Origin of the sequence: Streptomyces pseudovenezuelae (genome assembly GCF_029892565.1) — a bacterium.
In the GTDB taxonomy this organism is placed as follows: domain Bacteria; phylum Actinomycetota; class Actinomycetes; order Streptomycetales; family Streptomycetaceae; genus Streptomyces; species Streptomyces pseudovenezuelae_A.
In genome coordinates this window covers 121,000-140,499 of the sequence record NZ_JARXVH010000003.1, presented here as the reverse complement: position 1 = coordinate 140,499, position 19,500 = coordinate 121,000, and the positions used below count along the sequence as shown (strand labels likewise).

Annotated in this window: 16 protein-coding genes, 1 tRNA gene and 1 pseudogene; 6 read left to right on the top strand and 12 right to left on the bottom strand. The window is 69.6% G+C overall.

Going from position 1 to position 19,500, the window contains the following annotated elements; all coding sequences use genetic code 11:
• Window positions 1–127 precede the first annotated feature (127 nt).
• The 4 genes from tmk to M2283_RS09560 all read left to right on the top strand — a co-directional run bounded on the left by tmk (window position 128) and on the right by M2283_RS09560 (window position 6,776).
• On the top strand, window positions 128–3,427 hold the full coding sequence (tmk, locus tag M2283_RS09575) for a dTMP kinase (protein ID WP_280875700.1): 3,300 nt from the start codon (window positions 128–130) through the stop codon (window positions 3,425–3,427).
• Between the two features lie 193 nt (window positions 3,428–3,620).
• Window positions 3,621–4,826: a DNA polymerase III subunit delta' gene (locus tag M2283_RS09570; RefSeq protein ID WP_280875699.1), complete on the top strand. Its 1,206-nt coding sequence runs from the start codon at window positions 3,621–3,623 to the stop codon at window positions 4,824–4,826.
• A gap of 174 nt (window positions 4,827–5,000) precedes the next feature.
• The gene (locus M2283_RS09565; RefSeq protein WP_280875698.1) at window positions 5,001–6,584 is read left to right on the top strand and encodes an alpha/beta hydrolase; all 1,584 of its coding nucleotides are present in this window, start codon (window positions 5,001–5,003) and stop codon (window positions 6,582–6,584) included.
• Window positions 6,585–6,702: 118 nt separating this feature from the next.
• Window positions 6,703–6,776: transfer RNA gene (locus M2283_RS09560), tRNA-Thr, on the top strand.
• Window positions 6,777–6,823: 47 nt separating this feature from the next.
• Here the strand turns inward: M2283_RS09560 and M2283_RS09555 are convergent.
• From M2283_RS09555 to M2283_RS09505, 11 genes and pseudogenes are all read right to left on the bottom strand, one after another.
• A complete protein-coding gene (locus tag M2283_RS09555; RefSeq protein ID WP_280875697.1) occupies window positions 6,824–8,221 on the bottom strand; it encodes a tyrosine-type recombinase/integrase in 1,398 nt (465 codons plus the stop codon).
• Window positions 8,222–8,288: 67 nt separating this feature from the next.
• A complete protein-coding gene (locus tag M2283_RS09550; protein ID WP_280875696.1) occupies window positions 8,289–8,492 on the bottom strand; it encodes a helix-turn-helix domain-containing protein in 204 nt (67 codons plus the stop codon).
• Between the two features lie 455 nt (window positions 8,493–8,947).
• A complete protein-coding gene (locus tag M2283_RS09545) occupies window positions 8,948–10,423 on the bottom strand; it encodes an ATP-binding protein (RefSeq protein WP_280875695.1) in 1,476 nt (491 codons plus the stop codon).
• A gap of 1 nt (window position 10,424) precedes the next feature.
• A pseudogene (locus M2283_RS09540) lies at window positions 10,425–11,286 on the bottom strand (DNA primase).
• A gap of 91 nt (window positions 11,287–11,377) precedes the next feature.
• Entirely contained in the window at window positions 11,378–11,638 is a 261-nt protein-coding gene (locus M2283_RS09535; RefSeq protein ID WP_280875694.1) for a hypothetical protein, read from the bottom strand.
• Window positions 11,639–11,665: 27 nt separating this feature from the next.
• Entirely contained in the window at window positions 11,666–11,974 is a 309-nt protein-coding gene (locus M2283_RS09530) for a hypothetical protein (RefSeq protein ID WP_280875693.1), read from the bottom strand.
• A 204-nt stretch (window positions 11,975–12,178) separates the two neighbouring features.
• The gene (locus tag M2283_RS09525; protein ID WP_280875692.1) at window positions 12,179–14,296 is read right to left on the bottom strand and encodes an ATP-binding protein; all 2,118 of its coding nucleotides are present in this window, start codon (window positions 14,294–14,296) and stop codon (window positions 12,179–12,181) included.
• A gap of 112 nt (window positions 14,297–14,408) precedes the next feature.
• Window positions 14,409–14,963: a hypothetical protein gene (locus M2283_RS09520; protein ID WP_280875691.1), complete on the bottom strand. Its 555-nt coding sequence runs from the start codon at window positions 14,961–14,963 to the stop codon at window positions 14,409–14,411.
• Window positions 14,960–15,367 (bottom strand): RRQRL motif-containing zinc-binding protein, encoded by a 408-nt coding sequence (locus M2283_RS09515; RefSeq protein ID WP_280875690.1) that lies wholly within the window; start codon window positions 15,365–15,367, stop codon window positions 14,960–14,962. The genes M2283_RS09520 and M2283_RS09515 overlap by 4 nt, the downstream gene beginning before the upstream one ends.
• Window positions 15,367–16,227, bottom strand: coding sequence for a protein spdB (locus tag M2283_RS09510; RefSeq protein WP_280875689.1), 861 nt, complete (start codon window positions 16,225–16,227; stop codon window positions 15,367–15,369). Before M2283_RS09510 ends, M2283_RS09515 begins: the two co-directional genes overlap by 1 nt.
• A complete protein-coding gene (locus M2283_RS09505) occupies window positions 16,227–16,493 on the bottom strand; it encodes a DUF6284 family protein (protein ID WP_280875688.1) in 267 nt (88 codons plus the stop codon). Before M2283_RS09505 ends, M2283_RS09510 begins: the two co-directional genes overlap by 1 nt.
• 564 nt (window positions 16,494–17,057) lie before the next feature.
• Between M2283_RS09505 and M2283_RS09500 the strand changes: the two genes are divergently transcribed.
• Together M2283_RS09500 and M2283_RS09495 are read left to right on the top strand one after the other, a co-directional pair.
• Window positions 17,058–17,852: a GntR family transcriptional regulator gene (locus M2283_RS09500; RefSeq protein ID WP_280875687.1), complete on the top strand. Its 795-nt coding sequence runs from the start codon at window positions 17,058–17,060 to the stop codon at window positions 17,850–17,852.
• Entirely contained in the window at window positions 17,849–18,565 is a 717-nt protein-coding gene (locus M2283_RS09495) for a YdcF family protein (RefSeq protein ID WP_280875686.1), read from the top strand. Before M2283_RS09500 ends, M2283_RS09495 begins: the two co-directional genes overlap by 4 nt.
• Window positions 18,566–18,790: 225 nt before the next feature.
• Here the strand turns inward: M2283_RS09495 and M2283_RS51905 are convergent, their stop codons facing one another.
• On the bottom strand, window positions 18,791–19,486 hold the full coding sequence (locus M2283_RS51905; protein ID WP_432423043.1) for a ComF family protein: 696 nt from the start codon (window positions 19,484–19,486) through the stop codon (window positions 18,791–18,793).
• Window positions 19,487–19,500: the final 14 nt, after the last annotated feature.

Below are 19,500 nucleotides of genomic sequence, written 5' to 3'. Positions count from 1 at the left end.
CTGTAATGGGTCCCGACCTTCACGTTCCGTTCGCGAAACGAACGCCTCGGCATCAGTTTGGTGTCGGGGCGTGCGCACGTTCGGGTGGGCGCCGCGTGCTGTCAGTCCGTCCCGATAGGCTGAAAGCATGACGCGAGCCGAGCAGCCAACGGCCCACCAACCGGCCCCCGACGACGCGCTTGTCGCGGACTCCCGCGAGCGCGCCGTCCGCGCCCTGTTGCGCCAACCTCAGTTGAAGCGATTGTGGAGCGCACAGTTCGTGGGGTCGGTCGGCGACACCCTCGCCCTGCTGGCGCTGGTGCTCCTGGCCCTGCAGGCGGCGATCGCCGAGGGCTCGTTCGGTGGCGGCTACCGGGGCGTGGCGTTCGCAGTGGCGACCGTTTTCGCGGTGCGCGTCCTCGCGACGCTGCTCTTCGGCGCCGTGCTCCTGGGCCCGCTCACCTCGCTGACCTCGCACGAGGGCCCGCTGGATCGCCGCTGGACCATGGTCGGTGCCGACGGACTGCGCGCTCTGGTGCTCATCGTCGCGCCCTTGTGGATCGACTGGACGCCGGACAACGCACTGGCCGTCCTCCTGGTCACCGCCTTCGTCACCGGCGTCGCCGAGCGCTTCTGGACGGTGTGCCGCGAGAGCGCGGCGCCCGCGCTGCTGCCGGGCCCGCCGCTGGAGGGCGCGACGGTACGACCGCTGCCGGACCACATGGACGCGCTGCGCCGCCTCTCGCTGCGCACGACCTTCGTGGCGATCCCCGCCGCCGCCGTCGTGCTCGTCGTGGCGGGGCTCCTCAACAACCTGCTGGGCACCGGGATCGACTGGTTCGCGCAGCACCAGGCGGCCCTCGCGTCGTACGTCGCGGCCGGACTGTTCGCCGCGTCCCTGTCGGTGGTGACCTTCCTGGAGCTGCCCGACGCGCGTACACCGCGCGCGCGTTCGCCGCTGGAGGGCCTGCGCCGCCCCAAGACGGGCACCGGCGTCGACAAGGGCCGTACGGGTGCCATCCCGCTGCTGGTGCCGGCCACCGCCGCGATCGCCGGCGCGATCGCCGCGGCCGTCTCCGTGTCCGTGCTGCACGCCAAGGACCTGGGCGGCGGCCCGGTGACGTACGGGCTGCTGGTGTTCGGGCTGACCGGCGGTGTCGTCGTCGGCATCCGTACGGCGCCGAGGATCCTGGTGTCGCTGTCGCGGCGCCGGCTGCTCGCGCTGGCGATCGCCTTCACCGGCGTCGCCCTGCTGGCCGCCGGTCTCGTCCCGGACGTCACCACGGTGCTGCTGATCGTCGCGCTGGCCGGCGTCGGCGCGGGCGTGGCCGCCAACACCGGGCACACCCTGCTCGACCAGGAGGCCGAGGACTACCGGCGCGCGCGCACCACCGAGCATCTGCACGCGGTGGTACGGGTCTTCGTGGCGCTCGGCGCGGTGATCGCCCCGCTGGTCGCCGCCGGGATCGGGCCGCACCGGCTGGAGAACGGCAAGTTCGTGTTCGCGCACGGCGGCGCGGCCTTCACCCTGATGCTGGTGGGCGCGCTGCTGCTGCCGCTGGCCGCGATGGTGCTGGCCAAGGCCGATGACCGCGCCGGAGTGCCGCTGCGGCATGACCTGCGCGACGCGCTGCTCGGTGGCGACGACCCGGTGACGGTCCCCGCGTCGAGCGGTTTCTTCATCGCTCTTGAGGGTGGCGACGGCGCCGGGAAGTCCACGCAGGCCGAGGCGCTCGCCGAGTGGATAAGGGCCAAGGGCCACGAGGTCGTGGTGACGCGCGAGCCCGGGGCGACGCCGGTGGGCAAGCGCCTGAGGTCGATCCTGCTGGACGTGTCGAGCGCGGGGCTCTCGCACCGGGCGGAGGCACTGCTGTACGCGGCCGACCGCGCGGAGCACGTGGACACCGTGGTCAGGCCCGCGCTGGAGCGCGGCGCGGTGGTCGTCTCGGACCGCTACATCGACTCCTCGGTGGCCTACCAGGGCGCGGGCCGCGACCTGTCCCCGACGGAGATCGCCCGCATCAACCGCTGGGCGACGGACGGCCTCGTACCGCATCTGACCGTCCTGCTGGACGTGTCCCCGGAGATCGCCCGCGAGCGGTTCACGGAGGCGCCAGACCGGCTGGAGTCGGAGCCGGCCGAGTTCCACGCGCGTGTGCGCTCCGGTTTTCTCACGCTGGCCGCGGCCGACCCGGGGCGCTACCTCGTCGTGGACGCGGGCCAGGAGCCCGAGGCCGTCACGACCGTCGTACGCCACCGGCTCGACCAGATGCTGCCCCTGTCCGAGGCCGAGGTGAAGGCCCAGGAGGAGGCGCGCAAGAAGGCCGAGGAGGACGCCCGGCGCAGGGCGGAGGAAGAGGCCGCGCGCAAGGCGGAGGAAGAGCGGCTGGAGCGCGAGCGCCAGGAGCAGTTGGAGCGGCTGCGCGCCGAAGAGGAGGAGCGCAAGCGGCGCGAGCTGGAGGAGGCGCAGCGGCGCGAGGCCGAGCGGCAGGCGGAGGAGGCCCGGCAGCGCGCCGAGGAGGCCCGCCGTCGCGCCGAGGAGGAGCGCGTCCGGCTCCTCGCGGAGGAGAAGACACGCGCCGAGGAGGAGGCCCGCCGCAAGGTCGAGGAGGACCGACGCCGCAGGCAGGCCGAGGAAGAGGCCCGGTTGCAGGCCGAGGCCGAGGCCCGACGCCTGGAGAAGCAGCGCAAGGCGGAAGAGTCGCTGCTCCGGGCGGAGGAGGCACGGCGGCTGGCGGAGCGGGCTGCGGCCGCTGCGGAGGCGGGGCCCAAGTCGGGGGCGCCGGGTGCCGCGGGTTCGACGGCATCGGGGGCGGCTGGAGCGGCTTCGGGTACGCGGCCGGAGGCGACGACTGTGCCGACGCCGGTTGTGTCGTCGGCCGATGCGCCGAAGGAGTCCGGTGGGGCGAAGGACTCTGGCGGGTCCGCCAAGTCTGGTGGGTCGGTGGAGGATACGGCCGTGCTGCGGCCGGTGCGGGAGGACGCGCGGGGCGATGAGCGTGGCGCCGAGTCCCGTGGCGCGGGCGGTTCTGCCGGCGAGCGAGCCGGCGGGGAGTCCGCGTCCGAGGTGACGGCGCAGTTGCCGCAGCCGCCGGCTCCCGCGGGGGCCGCCGATGAGACGGCGGTGTTGCCGCCTGTGCCGGCGGGTGCGGCTGATGAGACGGCTGTGCTGCCTCCCGTTCGGGACGACGAGCCTGTGGACCGGGTTCCGCCGGGGTACTTCCGGGAGGGCCAGGCGGAGGCGCCTTCCGAGCGGGGCGAGGACCGTACGCGGGAGATGCCCCAGGTCGACGCCGAGGGTGCGCCCAAGCGGCGGCCGCGGTCGGACTGGGCCGAGGAGACGCCGTTGGACGATCTGCCGTCGCTGGCGGACGAGTTGCTCGGTCCGCGGGACGACGACGAGATCGATGAGGGCCGTGGGCGGCGTGGCTGGGGACGGCGGGGCTGAGGACGGTGCCTTCGGCGGCCGGCGGTGAAGCCGGTCGTCCGGTCGGTCCGTAGTCGGGCCGGCGGCCTGACTCGGGCGCCGGCCCAGAGCCCCGTTCGGAGGCGGCGCAGCGTCCCGCTCGGACCCCGTTGTCAGTGGTGGCCCGCACAATGGAAGCCGCATCGCGAAACGTGACGAAAGGGCGGGGTGAAGCATGACCGTCTGGGACGACCTCGTCGGCCAGGAGAAGGTGACCGAGCAGCTCGCCGCCGCTGCCCGGGACGCCGACGCGCTGGTCACGGCGGCCGGCACGAACACCCCGCCGCCCGAGGCGTCGAAGATGACGCACGCGTGGCTCTTCACCGGCCCGCCGGGTGCCGGGCGTACGCAGACGGCACGGGCGTTCGCCGCAGCCCTGCAGTGCGTGTCCCCGGACCGGGCGCTCGGCGGTTCCCCGGGCTGCGGGTTCTGCGACGGCTGTCATACGGCGCTCATCGGCACGCACGCCGACGTCACCACCGTCGCCGCCGTGGGCACGCAGATCCTCGCCGACGACATGCGGGACACCGTCCGCAAGTCGTTCACGTCACCGGCGACCGGCCGCTGGCAGATCATCCTCGTCGCGGACGCCGAGCGACTGAACGAGAAGTCGGCCAACGCCGTCCTCAAGGCCGTCGAGGAGCCCGCCCCCCGCACGGTCTGGCTGCTCTGCGCGCCCTCGCTGGAGGACGTGCTGCCCACCATCCGATCCCGCTGCCGCCACCTCAACCTGCTGACGCCCTCGGTGGACGCCGTGGCCGACATGCTCGTACGGCGGGAAGGGATCGAACCGGCCGTCGCCGCCGCGGCGGCCCGCGCCACCCAGGGGCACGTCGACCGGGCCCGCCGCCTCGCCAGCGACCCGGCCGCCCGGGAGCGGCGAACCACGGTGCTGAAGCTGCCGCTGCGGGTCGAGGAGGTCGGCAGCGCGCTCAAGGCCGCCCAGGAGCTCGTCGACGCGGCTGCCGAGGACGCCAAGCAGCTCGCCGAGGAGGTGGACGGCAAGGAGACCGAGGAGTTGAAGACGGCGATGGGCGGCGGCCAGGGCAGCCGGATGCCGCGTGGCACGGCGGGGGTGATGAAGGATCTGGAGGACATGCAGAAGCGGCGCCGCACGCGCACGCAGCGCGACAGCCTCGACCTCGCCCTCACCGATCTCACGTCCTTCTACCGCGACGTCCTCGCCCTCCAGTTCGGCTCCCGGGTCGCCATCGCCAACGCGGACGCCGGCGACACCCTGGACCGCCTCGCCCGCGCCGGGTCCCCGGAGTCCACTCTTCGCCGCATCGAGGCGATCGCCGCGTGCCGGGATGCCCTCGACCGGAACGTGGCCCCGCTGTTGGCGGTGGAGGCGATGACGATGGCGCTCAGAGCGGGCTGAGAAGGCGCTCCGGAGGGGCCGGCCGAAGGTCTCTGAGGAGCCTCTGGATGGGCTGAGGGACTCCCGTGGGGCGCCGTTCCACTCGACGATCAAGGGAGGTTGACCGGGTAACTCGTACGAGGCTCATCGCATACGGAGAGCATCCGTCGGATCGCGCAGCGTTACGCTCGCTCGATGTACTACAGGCGCAGCTCCCGCCCCGGTCGGTCCCGAACCACCGCCGTTCTCCTCGCCACCGCCGCCCTGCTCGTGTCCGCCTGCTCCGCCTCGGGTTCGGCGAACTCCGTCGACGGTGCCGCGTCGGTGGCACTGGCCGCGCTGCCGCGGGCCACGCCGGCGACGCTCGCGCCGTACTACGCGCAGAAGTTGAGCTGGCGCAGCTGCGGGGTCCCCGGCTTCGAGTGCGCCACGATGAAGGCACCGCTCGACTACGCCGAGCCCGACGCCGGTGACGTGAGGCTGGCCGTCGCGCGGAAGAAGGCCACGGGCAAGGGCAAGCCGCTCGGGTCGCTGCTGGTGAACCCGGGTGGTCCGGGCGGCTCGGCGATCGGCTACCTGCAGCAGTACGCCGGCATCGGCTACCCGGCCGAGGTCCGGGCCCGTTATGACATGGTCGCCGTCGACCCGCGCGGTGTCGCCCGCAGCGAGCCCGTGGAGTGTCTCGACGGGCGGGACATGGACACGTACACGCAGACGGACACCACACCGGACGACAAGAAGGAGACCGGTGAACTCGTCGACGCGTACAAGGAGTTCGCGGAGGGGTGCGGGGAGCGCTCGCCGGAGCTGCTGAGGCACGTCTCCACCGTCGAAGCGGCGCGGGACATGGACATCCTGCGGGCGGCGCTGGGGGACGGGAAGCTGACGTATGTGGGGGCGTCGTACGGGACGTTCCTCGGGGCGACGTACGCCGGGCTCTTTCCGGACCGGGTGGGGCGGCTGGTTCTGGACGGGGCGATGGATCCGTCGCTGCCCGCGCGGCGGTTGAACCTCGACCAGACGGCGGGGTTCGAGACGGCGTTCCAGTCCTTCGCGAAGGACTGCGTGCAGCAGCCGGACTGCCCGCTCGGCCGCAAGGACACCAAGCCCGCTCAGGTCGGCAAGAACCTGAAGGCCTTCTTCCGCAAGCTGGACCAGCACCCGATCCCGGCCGGTGACGCCGACGGCCGCAAGGTCGGCGAGGCGCTCGCCACCACCGGAGTGATCGCGGCGATGTACGACGAGGGCGCGTGGGCGCAGTTGCGCGAGGCGCTGACGTCGGCGATGAAGGAGAAGGACGGGGCGGGGCTGCTGGTGCTGTCCGACAGTTACTACGAGCGTGACGCCAAGGGCGGTTACTCGAACCTGATGTTCGCCAACGCCGCCGTCAACTGCCTTGACCTGCCTGCGGCGTTCTCCACTCCCGACCAGGTGGAGGAGTCGCTCCCCGCCTTCGAGAAGGCCTCGCCGGTCTTCGGCGAGGGCCTCGCCTGGGCCTCCCTCAGCTGCGCGTACTGGCCGGTCAAGCCCACGGGCGAACCCCACCGGATCGTGGCCAAGGGCGCGGCCCCCATCGTCGTGGTCGGCACCACGCGGGACCCGGCGACGCCGTACGGCTGGGCCCGTTCCCTGTCCCGCCAGCTCTCCTCGGCCCGCCTCCTCACCTACGAGGGGGACGGTCACACCGCGTACGGCCGCGGCAGCGACTGCATCGACTCCGCGATCGACACGTATCTGCTCCGCGGGAGGCCTCCGGTGGAGGGAAAGCGCTGCTCGTAGGGGGTGCGGTTGGCTCCGTCCGGCCTCGGGGTACGGTGCTCCGGGGCCGGTACGAAGCACCCCTCGAAACTGTGTAGACTTGCCGACGTTGCTGACCGCACCATGGTGTGGACGGCGCGCCGCCTTAGCTCAGATGGCCAGAGCAACGCACTCGTAATGCGTAGGTCTCGGGTTCGAATCCCGAAGGCGGCTCTGTGGAAGCCTCAGGACTCACTCGCCGTGACCTGGGGCTTTTGCTTTTACCGGATGCGGCGGCGGGCGCGGGAGCGAGCCGCGCGGCGGTCCCCAGTCTCAGTTCTAGTCTCAGTTGCGGGTTCCGGGGCAGGTTCCGGGGCGGGCAGAAACGTGTCGCCCATGCGGCGCATGGCGTCCTTCGAGAGGTGCGAGCGGCCCTTGACGTAGCGCCGGGTCTGACTGATCTGCGTGTGCCGGAGGATCTCCATGATCGTGGGCATGTCGACCCCGAGTTCGTTGAGGATCGTGCCGGCGGTGTGGCGGCTCCCGTCGTAGAGGCGACGGTCTGTGATGCCTGCCTCTTCGAGCAGTTCCTTGAATTCCTCCCAGTCGGCACGGGGGTCGATGGGGCGGCCATCGGGTCGGGTGAACACGGCCTGGTGTTCCTGCCAGAGTTCGCCGGCTGCCTCGCGTAGTTCGTCCTGCTGTGCCTTGTGTGCGATCAGGTAGGGGACGAAGGCGGGCGGGATCGGCACGGGGTTCGTGCTCTTCCTGGTCTTGGGGCGCGTGAAGGCCAGTCCTCCGCCCTTGCGGTCGGGGCAGATGCTCGCGTGCTTGACGCAGGACCTGGTGCACGGCTTTGGGCAGCCTCGCTTGTAGTTCTTGTGCGTGGCGCAGTCGGGCGGGCAGGGCTCGAAGTGGTGCAGCCGCCCCCCGCAGGCGTGCGCGTTACCGCAGCCGTGCCGCCAAGTGAGGCGTTGTAGCTGCCACTTGGGGTGGAACAGTTCGGCTTCGAGGTCGACGTAGGGCCACCGCAGTCCCAGGGTCTCGCCCTGTCGGAATCCCATGCCGACGCCGACGATCCACCGCATGAACGTGGGCCGCTTGGCCGCCGCTTTCAGGAACGCTTTCGCTTCTTCCTGGGTGAACGGGTTCGCCTCGGTCTCGTCGATCGAGGGTGGATCGACCAGGGTGGCGACGTTCTCGCCGATCATCCGGCGGCGGTGGGCAATCTTCAGGGCCCGCGACAGGATCCGGTGCACCTTGACGATGTGGGACGGGGCGTGACCTGCGTCGAGCATGACCCGGTACATCTGTTCAAGGTGCTCGGGGGCGAGCTTGTCGATCCGGTGCTTCCCGACGCCGGGGACGATGTCGTTACGGGTCTTGGACCAGTAGTCGTCCAGGGAACGCGGCTTGAGCTTCAGGCTCGCGATGTCGGTCAGGTAGGTGGTCATCCACTGTTCGACGGTTGGCTTGCGGCCGGCCTTCGGGGCGCGTCCCTTGTCCCTGAGGTTCTCCAACTCGCGGACCTTGCGGCGCACGGCCGGTTCGGTGCGGGCCATGCGGTGGCGGCGGTCGGGGCTTCCGTCGGGCAGCACGCCCATGGTCACGCGGCCGTGCCACCAGCCGTCATCGCCGAAGTAGACGGTCGATTCCAGGTTCGACTTCCGGGGGCTCATGTGTGTGTTCCTCCACGCGGGAGGCGCCCCGAGCGGAGTGCTCGGGGCGCCTCAGGGTGTGCGTTGGTCAGTTGGGTAGCAGGGCGAGGGCGGCGACGAAGGCTTCGAGCTCAGCGCGCCGAATCCGGCGCGCGCGCCCCAACTTGATGTACTTCAGGGCGCCTTCGGCCATCAGCTCGTAGACCGTGGACCGGCCCAGGGCGAGTGCTTCGGCGGCTTCCTCGGGCTTGTACAGGAGCCGGTCGACGGGGGCGGCTATCGCGGTGCTCATCCGGGGTGCCTCCAGGGCGGTTCGGCCTTACCTGGCAGGGACTTGGAGCGCGGATCTGTCCGAGGGGCGGATCTCTGCGTCACCCGCGCCATCAGCGTCACTGATGGGTCTGACCTGCGGTTTTGGGTGACGCGGCGGATCGGCGCTGCGTCACCCGTGCGTCATCGGCTGCGTCATCGGGTGACGCAGGTGACGCAGGATGACGCAGAGTTGGCCGTCTGCGTCACCGCTGTTCGTGCAGGTCAGCGGCCGTTTTCCGGCTGCGGTGACGTGGGTGACGCAGCGTCTTCCTACTTAGGACAAAGAAGGGGCTGCCTGTAGTACTTGGGTGCGCCTTACAGAGCGAAAAAGGAGCCGCTTCGCGGCGCGCCCTTGGGGCGGCTGCGCCGAACAGCAAGAGGAGCACACCGCGGCCGGTGCTCTTCTTGCTGTTCGAGTGAACGTGCAGGTCACGGTCAGAACGCCCGGGCCTGCTCGTGTGGTGCTGGGGGGAGAGCGCGGGTCATTTCGAGGTAGCGGCCCGCTTTGGTGCGGCCGGCGTCGACCAGCACGCCCCGGGCGGCCAGGGTGGGTTGGAGGCGCTTGAGCCGGTCGGAGAGGACTTTGCCGGTGGTCGGCCACCCCTTGGGCAGGGGACGGCAATCGTCGCCGCTGTAGAGGCGGCTGAGGCACGCAAGCCACTCCGTGGACGTCATCTGCTGCGAGGCGCCCGGCTCGATGGTCTCGGCATGCAGGAGAACGGTCTGCGCCAACAAGTCGCCCTCGATCACGTCGTCGTTCAAGTCGTCCAGACTGGCCCGATAGGCGGGCAGCGCTCCGAGTCCGGTCGCGGCGTCGAACTGCGCGCACAGGTGCGCGAAGTCCGCCATCCGCAGGTCGGTCGGCGTCTCCGCCTCCATGGCGCGCACCCTGACCGTCAGGTCCAGGAGCGAGCCGAGAACGACGGGAAGCACTTCCGCGTAGTCTGCCCACAGTTCGGCCTCAGTGCGCCGAACCTTGGGCCGCTCCAACCGCAGCGGCAGGAGCCGGTCCGCCAGGTCGGGGCGGATGACGCCGACGTCGATACCGGTCAGGAGCAGGGGCCGGCGGTAGCCGACGCGGAAGACGTCCCCGTCGGTGAACAGGGCCCGCTTGACGCTCTCCGCACCGGTCACGATGCAGCACATAGCGTCGGACAGATCCGGCGTCACGTGCGAGAGGTTGTCCAGCGCGGTGACCCATCCCGCAGCCACGGCCGCGATCAGACTCTCCTCATCCTTGGGCGCCCTGCGCAGGTCGCCGCTCATCCCCTCGATGATCCTGGTGAGCATCCGCCCCCCGGTGGACTTGCCCGCGCCTTGCGGTCCGGTGAGGAACGGCGCGGGCACCGGCACGGACGGACCGAGGCAGCCGATCAGCCACACGATGGCCAGACATTCGGTCTCCGCGTTCGCGAAGTTGCACAGCCGCATCAACAGGTCGATGCCCTTGCCGTCGGTGTTCTTGGCGGGCAGGGGGAGTTCCCCGGTGAGCTGGGTACGGCGCCAGCACACCTCGCGCGGGTCGGGAACGGTGATGTCCCAGCTTGAGGGGTGGATGCGGACGGACTGTCCGTCATCGCGTCCCAGGTCCAGCCAGGTGGCCCCGTCGAAGCCGGGCGCGACGCGGATGTGTACGGGCTGCACGTTCTCGGTCAGGGCGAGTGCTTCGATCAGGTCCAACGCCTCTTTGATTGCCGACCCGTTGAATGCGCCGCGTCCGTCCCGGTACAGGCCGACCATGAGTTCTTGCCTGTGGCTGCCGGTGGTGCCCTGGGAGCGGATCGGGCGGGCTACGGGGTGGCCGTTCTTCTGGGCGTAGACGGTTCCGTCGGCGGTGCGGAAGTATCGGAAGTGGGATTGCGCGTAGTCCGCGATGACTTCGCGGGCGGGAGTCTTGTCGTCGTCGGACATGTCACAGTCCCAACGTGGTCAGGGCGTTGGTCCACGCGTCGGTGCAGTGCCGGACGCTTTCGCCCTTGGCCTGCGCGGCGGTGAACAGTCGCGCGGTGTGGGCGTCGGTGAGGCAGCCGCACCGGCCGTGCGTGGAGAGCACCGCGAGGAACGTCCGGTAGACGGTGGCGTGCACCGCCTCCCGGGCGCCGGTGATGCGCTGCTCCGCCATGGCGATGCCGCGATCCAGATACGTGGGCGTGCGGTGCGGGCATGGGCCGCTTTGCCCCGTTAGGGGTGCTGTGTGCGTCTCTGGCGCCCTGCGGGGGGTGGACGGCTTTTACTGTCAGGGCGCGTACAGCGTCCGGGAGAGCGGCCGTGGCGCCGATACCCGGACCGAGCCAACGGGCGTATGCCATAAGAGACTTGATGTCGACGCCGGGCCGGACCGCGTTCCAGGACGCCATGGTTCCCCGGTAGATCCAGTGCTCACCGCGCGTGGTGGTCACGGTCCGCGTGGCGGGCAGGCTCACGCGCGCCCACGCGATCGCTTCCGCGCTGTCGAGGTCAACGACAGTGAGGCCTGCACCGCCGGGGTGGTAGGCCACCGCCGCTGCCTTCCGCCACGCCCGCTCCCGCGCCGGCGAGTTGACGACGTCGGGGTCGGTGGTGGCGGCGGCCCACCCGTGGCACGGGTGCTGACAAGCGCACGGGCCGGGGGCCTTCATGTTCGGCCGGCCCCCGCACGCGTTCCCCGCGCAGGCTGGGCAGTTGCCGAACGGCACCTTCCCCGCCCTCAGCGGCAACGGCGGAACCCCGCGTGCTGCGAGGGCGAGCGCGGTGTGCAGCGGGGCTACTCCCCGAATGTCGGTGGGTTGGGTCATGCTGGAGACCTCCAACAGGTCTGTTGAGGGCAGGTTGGGCAAGAGCGGCCCCGAGTTCTTTGGCGAGAGGTGGGGGCCGCTCTTGGCGTAGCTAGAAGGGCGGTTCGTTGCTGTAGCCGCCGGGCGGGGTGCGCCACAGCCGGCGCGGCAGGGGGATCAGGGGCAGGGCCCATGCGGTCCAGCAGGGGCAGAACTCCCAGTCGGTTCCCTCGTATTCACCGGTCTCGGGGTGGCCGTAGTCGCGGGCGATGCCGCCCGCTCCCTGGCAGTCGAGGCAGTTGGGACGGGGTGTGTCGGTCAGGGCGAGTGCCCGGCGGGGGCAGCCGATGACCTGAAGTCGGAGTCGGAGCACGGTTGTTGGCCTCCTTGGGTGGTGTGGTCAGCGCTTGGAACCGAAGACCTTGAGAGAGATCCCGCCGATGCTGATGGGGCCGGTTGCGGCGGCGATGGACACGGCGGTGTGCACGGCGAAGTCGAGCAGCGCCAACAGGGCGGCGATGGTGGTGAAGATGCCGATGGCGCCGGCGCCGGCGACCGCGAGCGGGTACAGGTAGTCGCGCAGGGGCCGGCCGGTGTGGTCGGTGGTGTGGACGACGATGACCACAGGTTGGCCGGTGGCTTCCGCGCGGCGGTAGGCGTCGGCGGGGATGTGCGGGGCGATGATTCCCGGCGGGTCACGGTGGGACATCCGGAATCCCTTCGAAGGCGGGTTCAGGGAGGCAGACATACCCCCTGTCGGGGGCGCTGTGAGGGGGGTTTCAGGGGGCTGACCTGGGGTGCCTCCCTACCTCCCTGATGGACTATTCATGCAGGTCAAGGCCAGGGATGCGGGTCAGGGAGGCGGTCAGGGAGTTCTCCCTGCCTCCCTGACCCGTGCGGGGGTGGCTCCCTGTCATCCGTCGGCGGAAGCGGAACCGTCCGTGTCGCGGTTGGCGAGCGCGCGGAGGACGCGGTCGCGGGCCACGACCATCACGCCGTCGGACTTGTACGGCTCGGCGCCGGCGTCGTCGAGGACGCGCTTGAGGTCGATGAACGACCAGCCGCCGTAGGCATCCGCGTTCAGCGTCGCGAGCCGCGAGAGGACGTCCTTGGTCCGCACGCGGGGTGCATTGCCGACCACCTGCGCGATGTCCGCGAGCGGGTCCCGCTCCTCATCCCGCTCGATCACGGTCAGGGTGGTGACGCCGTCGCGCAGGGCCTTGGCGCGCTCGATGATGGCGACGGCCGCGTCGTCGTCGACGTAGTGCGTGCGCACGGTGATCGAGGACTGGCCCTTGGGGATGTCGATGCCGGACGAGGCGACCACGAGGGTGCCCTGATCCAGCCCCGGACGCAGCAAGTTCGGGGCGGCGCCCCCGTCAACTGCCTTGTCTCCGAGCGCCATGCGGGCCTGCGACTCCGTGCCCAGCGCGAGCGAGGCACGCGTGTGGGCGCCCTCGCGGACCAGCTTGGGAAGGTTCTGGTCGGTGGGGTCCTGGGTGCCCTGCCACATCAGCACGTTTACGGCACGGCCCTGGTTGTGGATCTTCCGCACGGCCATGAAGTACCGGGAGGTGGCTTTGGAGCCGCCGTAGAAGCGTCCGTCCTCGTCCTTGACGGGGCACATGAACGCCACCTGCGCCTCGTCGACCAGCACGATCAGCGCGGGGAACTGCGTTCCGGGCGGGGACATCAGGCGGCGGTTCATCTCGGCGACCGCGCCCTCGACCATCTCGGTCACCTGGATCACGTGCTCATCCGTCGGCCCCTGGATCAGGGTCGTGGCCAGGCCATCGAACATGGCCCAGTCGCCGGCGCCCTTGAGGTCGCCCATGCGGAACTGCACCGACTTGTCCAGCGCCAGCCACAGTGCGAGGGAGCGCAGGGCCACGGTCTTGCCCTGGTTGGACAGGCCCGTGATGAGCAGGTGGCGCTGGTACAGGCTCAGTGCGGCGGCGTCGCCGCGCAGGTCCTGGCCCCAGGGGGCGCGGCCCTTGGCGTAGTCGGCGGTCATGGTCTCGTCGGTGACCAGCGGCGACGGACCGATCGGCTCGTCAAGCGCCCCGGAGTCCGCGATCCACAGGCGGACCGTGCGGGCGGCTTCGGGGATGGTGATGAACACTTCGTGCTCGTGCCGGGTCAGGTTCTCCGCCAGCTTCCGGCGGCGCTGCTGGACCTCGATCGTCGACACCCCGGACGGCAGGGTCACGTCGACTTCGACGCCGCATCCGGCGATCCGGATCGGACCGAGCATGCTCGCGCCCGCGTCCCCCATGTCCTTGATGGCGTTGCGCAGCGCGGATACGCCGAGGTCGCGCAGGGCCTTGACGACGATGGACGGGGTGATCGGCTCGCCCTCGCTGGATCGAAGGTTGTCGGGCATCGACCAGGCCGGCGCGGCCTTCTGGTGGGCGCCGACCGACCACAGGGCGAGCAGGACCAGGAACGGGCCGACGGTGATGGCAGGTCCCCACACCACACGCACGATGGTGATCATCAGGTTGATGAACTTGATGACCGCCATGAGCGGGGTGACGACGTCGGTGGCGTCCTTGGTGGCTACGGCCATGGCGATGCCGAGCAGGACCAGGCCGCCGATGCCCACTCCGGTCCCGACGGCGGCGCCCTTGGCGATGTCGATGGGGGAGGTGAGCAGGTCCATGCGGCGGCGGTGGCGTGCCTCGCGGAAGCGCTGCCCTCGCTCCTCCCACTCGCGTGCCTCTTCCAGGTTCCCCGCGGCCTCGGCGGCGCGCATGAGCCGCTCGTACCGGGCGGGAGTGCGGGCCTCCCAGGTGCGGCGGGCGAGGATCCGTCCGCCGCCGTAGACGTAGAGGGCGTGGCGGGCGGTGGTGCGGGCGGTTGCCTTGGTGACGTCGTGCGTCACGGCCGTACGCACCGCGCGCCCCGAACGGATCCACAGCGGGACCGGACGCGCCGGCGCGGGGTCGGGGACCACGGTGAGCAGGGTCGGGGCGTTGGCGTCGGTGGGCGGGTCGGTGGGCTTGTGGAGGCTGATGACGTTCTCGGACATGCTGAGAGAGCTCCTGACTGCCCCTTCGGGGGCTGGAGTTGAGGGAGACCGGCCGGGGGTGGCGTGGATCCGTGGCAGGGGAAGTGCCACCCCGGGCCGGGACGTGCTGAGTTCAGTGGCAGGCACCGGGGACGAGGTGGTCTGCGAGGTGCTCACACCCGTACGCTTCGGCCTCCTCCTGGCGGAGCAGGCGGTCGTGTTCGCGGGCGTTGCGCCAGGACTGCCGCTCGATCCGCAGCCGGTCGCGGACGTTGCGCACCGCGCGTTCGATCACGCCCTTGCGGCTGAACTGCATGACGTGCGTGAGTTCGTGCACGAGCGTGACCGCGAACTCCCCTTCACCGGGGTGGCGGTCGACGTTCACCACGACCAGCGCACTCCCGTCCGGGCGCGGGATCGCGCAGGCCTGCGCGTCACGGGCGGTGGTCCGGGCGGCCCGTTCGGCGCGACGCAGGACGCTGCGGTCCACGGTGCCGGCGAGCAACACATCGGCGCTCGCCATGAGTTCGGCCATGCCTCGCTCGTTGGTCAGGACCACTTCCAGGTCGGTCATGCGGCCGGGCACCCGTCGGTCGACCAGCTTGACGGCCTGCTCGGTCAGCCGGGTCGCGGTGCGCAGTGTCGCGGAGTAGCCGGAGAGTTTGTGCGTGCGGACGGACGTCTTCACGGTGTCTCGCCTTCACGGGCAGGAGCAGGAGAGGGAGGGAACGCGCACAGGACGCACATGCCGAGCGAGCGCGGCATGCAGTAGCCGTAGACGACCTGGCACTTGGGGCACGTGCGACGGGCCAGCATCGCCAGCGCGAGGGCGCCCCACTTCCGCGAGGTCATCGGCCGCACCGGAAGCGCGAGGTCGATGCGGTAGAGGTAGGCCACCCGCACCGTGCCCGCGCGCCGGTTGACGCGCATGACCTGCGCGGCTATCGGCTGACCCCCCGGACGCAGACCACGGGCCCGTAACTGCCGGCGAGTGGCCAACTCGTCATCGCCGGGGGCGTACTTCCACGGGTAGGTGGGGATGCCGTAGCGGGCGCCGGTGGGGTCGAAGCACTTGCCGAACGCGGCGGACATCAGGCCGCCACCACACGCTTCCAGGCCGCGCGCAGGCGGACCTCGGATGCGGAGTGGCCGGCCGCGCGAAAGCGCACGGCCATCTCCCGATACGACAGAGCGGGCGTTTCGCTGTTGCGGATCTCATCGACCAACGCGTCAAGCTTCGCGTCGGTGAGCGCGGGCGCCAGTGTGAACGCGGACACGGACTGGGTGGGCCCCCAGACGGGCAGTTGCCAGCGGGGTGCGACGTCGGGCGTGACGCGACTCGTCACGCTGGTCAGGGCCCGTCCGGTGTCCTCTCCCTCCCGTGCCGTTTCCAGCGTCGACCAGGCACGGGAGAGGGTCTGTGCGGTTTTGGCCTGGACGCGTGCGACGCGGGCGCCGGCCTGTGTCACGGCCGTCAGCCGGGTCTCCTCCGTGGCGGCTTCCGCCCGGAGCCGGGCACGGGCCACGGCGGCTTCGTCGCGTGCTTCTTGCTGGATCCCGGTGATCGCGCTCAGCGCGTTGGGGGTGAGCGCGGTCCGCTCCCACAACCCGTGGACCAGCCACAGGGCCTTCGCGGCCAGCGGCAGCCACGACACGGCCAGCCACGCGCCCGTGTCCGCCTCCACGGTCAGTGCGTGCGCGACCAAGACTGCGGTGGCGACCAGGCCGAACGACCAGCCGACCACGGTCACCGCAGTGGAGTGGTCGCCCTGCACGGCAAGGCGACGTTCGTAGGCGAGGGTGGCCAGCCAACCCCCGTCGATGCCTAGACCGACCACGAGCGCGACCGGCCACGGCATCGCCGTGCCCAGCCACATCACGACCACGGCCAGGGTAAGAACCAGGGACACCGCCGTCACCGCGACGGCCGGCAGAGCGGTCGGGCGCGCCATCACGCCACACCGCCCGTCGTGCTCGCGTCCGCCCGGTTGAGGAGGGCGACGCGAGCGGCCAGCGCCTTGCGGCGGGCCCGCCGGATACGGCGGTTGTCCAGCTCCGTCGGGATGCGGTCGAGGGTCATGATGTGCGCGTCGAGCAGGTCAACGTCCGCCAGGATGATGGGCATCTCCTGCTCGATGGCGTCCAGTTCCGCGTCCGTGGGCTCCATCCAAGGCTGGAACGCGGTAACAGCGTCTTGAACAGTAACGATGTGGTTCATGGGTCGTGTTCTCCCTGCAAGGTGGCAACGGCCCAAACCGCGCCCCCGGTGTTACAGCACCGGGGGCGCTTGCCGTTGGGGTCGGGATGTCCGGCTCCCCTCAACCCCTGCCGTGCGGACTCCGCGAGTACGAGCCCGAACGGAAGAGGGAGGCAACCGGCGCAGCGTGAGCCGCTGCGAGGGCTGGATGAGCGGGGACCGAGTTACTGCACAGGCGAGGCCGGTCGGTCCATCACGGCGACGCCCAAAGCTGTCGTTGGTGCATCGGGACTCCTCGGTCGAAGGGGTACGGAACATCACTGCAAGGGGGATCAAGTCCCCACACGCCGGCCGTTGCTCGCGGTCGCCGGGCCACCTCGCCAGTACGGGCCGAAACCCTGTTCCACCTGGCCTTTAGCGGGATTGCAGCGTCCCCGCCCTCTGCGTTGGAGCAGCCCCAAGAGGGCCACTTCCGCTCGCTGTCCTAGGACTGCGAGCGGCCTGAGAAGAGAATGCATCGCAGTCCCGGGACTGTCAACAGTCCTGGGACTGTGCTTCACTGGGACCCGTCGAAAGGAGGTCTGCGTGGCACCGAAGTGGCGCGAACTGGCGGACAGGTTCGCGGAGCAGATCAGAAGCGGCCAGATCAAGCCGGGTGCCCAGTTGCCCCAGATCAGAGACCTGGTCGCGGCCGGCGAGGGGTCGAAGGACACCGTTCACAAGGCGTACAAGGAACTGGAAGCCCAGGGGCTGGTGACTTCCTCGCGTGGTCACGGCACCGTGGTGCGCCAGCACCAGCCGCTCAAGCGGCTCGGCATCGCGCGGTACGACAAGGCGAAGTGGCGGGACGGTGATGAGGTCGCGTTCATCGCGGACCGCGTGGCATCCGGTCGCTCGTACCGCCGGAACGAACAGACCCAGACGGTCAGCCGAGTCAAAGCGTCGGCGACCGTGGCCGCAGCCCACGGCTTGCCCGAGGGGGCCGACGTGTATGCGCGGGCACGCGTGGTGAAAGAGGGCACGCAGCCGACTCACACCCTGACCAGCTACTACCGACCCGAACACGTCGAAGGAACCCGCATCGTCGACCCGACGCCGGGCCCTGCTGGACGCGGCGGTGGGTTCCGTGTCCTGTACGACGCTGGATACGAGATCGACCACATGACCGAGGAACTCTTCGCGCGCGTGCCCACGGCGGAAGAGGCTCAGCTACTCCAACTCGCGCCGGGCGAATGGGTGGTGGAACTGCACCGCACCACGTACACGGCGGATGGAACCGTTGTTGAGTTCGCCATCGGGGTACATGCAGCAACGCGGTTCGCATGGTCGTACGACTTCAACGTGCCCGACTCAGTGAAGAAAGAGGGTGAGAGCAAGTGATCCCTGCACAGGCATGGGCGGATGCCCGACTTCTGTGGGACTACCACCGCATGCACCACACTCCGCGGCCCTGCTCCGTGGCTGTCGGGTTGGGCAGTCACGACCTAGGTGTGGCTGACGTGACTGCGGAGCTGTATCACCAGGGCATGGCGCCGGTGATCGTGTTCACAGGGGCTACCAGCCCAACGACCCGAGCGCGCATGCCGCGCGGGGAAGCTGTCCATTACCGAGAGCGGGCGTTGCAGCTCGGGGTGCCGGAGTCCGCCGTACTCCTAGAGCCGCGTGCCACGAACACGGGCGAGAACATCGAGTTCAGCAAGGCGGTGCTGGCAGAGGCCGGCGTCCCGGTCTCGTCTGTCCTGCTCGTGAGCAAGCCATATGAAGAACGGCGCTCGTACGCCATGATGCGGAAGCTCTGGCCCGAGGTCGCAGTGGTGTGCGCGTCCACACGGAGGGGCTTGGCAGAGTACGCCGACTCCATCGGAGACGCTCGCATGGTGATCGACATGATTGTGGGCGCCCTACAGCGGGTGCTCGTCTTCCCGCGGTTGGGTCTGGCCATTGAGCAGGCCGTACCAGATACCGTTGTAGCCGCCTTCGAGCGGTTGTGTGTCGACGGCTTCACCAGCCGTCTCATGCCAGCGGATGTTGCCCCGCGTCCGGCCGGCCGCAGGCTCCCAGACAAAGCCTCAGATCCAGGGTCTGTTGTCTGACTTTGGTGCGACCGCCGGATCGATCCAGCGACGTACCCAACTGCTCATTACCTCGGCTATCACTTCCCGTCGGCAAGCTGTTCGAGGACGAGCGGTTAAGCGTTGCGCGGCTTGCATGTTATTCGACGATCGCGCGATGTACGGGTAATCAAGGCAAAGATGAAGGCGATAACGGCGCCGTGGCAGGTACTGTGTGCGCCGACTAGCGGTTCCCGGCAGGCGAAATTAACCGCGCATAAAGAAGAGGTCGATGTCAGATAGGTCGTGTACTGGGCAAGTATCTAGGTCGAGTGGACGCTGTGGAAGCTCCGATATGAGCTCCCGTGCCTCTTCGCGACTCGCATTAAGTTGTCGGCCGAATGCAATCCCGACAACGCTTGTTGCGCCGGCCTCATGCAAGGCGTAGGCGGCGCTGGCCATACTGCCACCAGACGTGAAAGTGTCATCCAGGAGGAGAACTCGCTTGCCGTTAACACTCTGATCAGCGGTGAAAAGATCGGTGACTATTCGCTGACGTCTCTCAGCGGCGGGCTCGTTGCGATTTTTGACCAGTACCCCTTGCTTCCAATTAATAGGCCACTTCTCTATGCGTGACAGAAGTGCGTCCAGGTGATTTACGCCGTTCCGCTCCTTAGATGAGGGTACAGTGACACCTATATCGAATTTTCCGCCATATGCATTCTCAATGCACTCAAGGTGGTTGTTTAGAAAGGTCCATAGCAGAGAAGCCAGAGGTAACTGAAGCCAACCGTTTAGATCGTCATTCTTGGCCCGCCATATAGCTCCTTCGAGCCCCTCGTTGACTGAGTAGCAGATGGGGACAAAGCCATCGAGGACTGTAGAGTATCTTCCGTTGTTGCATGCAAAGCATCGCGCATAGTGCGTGCCTTGCGGACCTATAGGTGTGGGACCTAGGCACATCGAACAGACTCCAA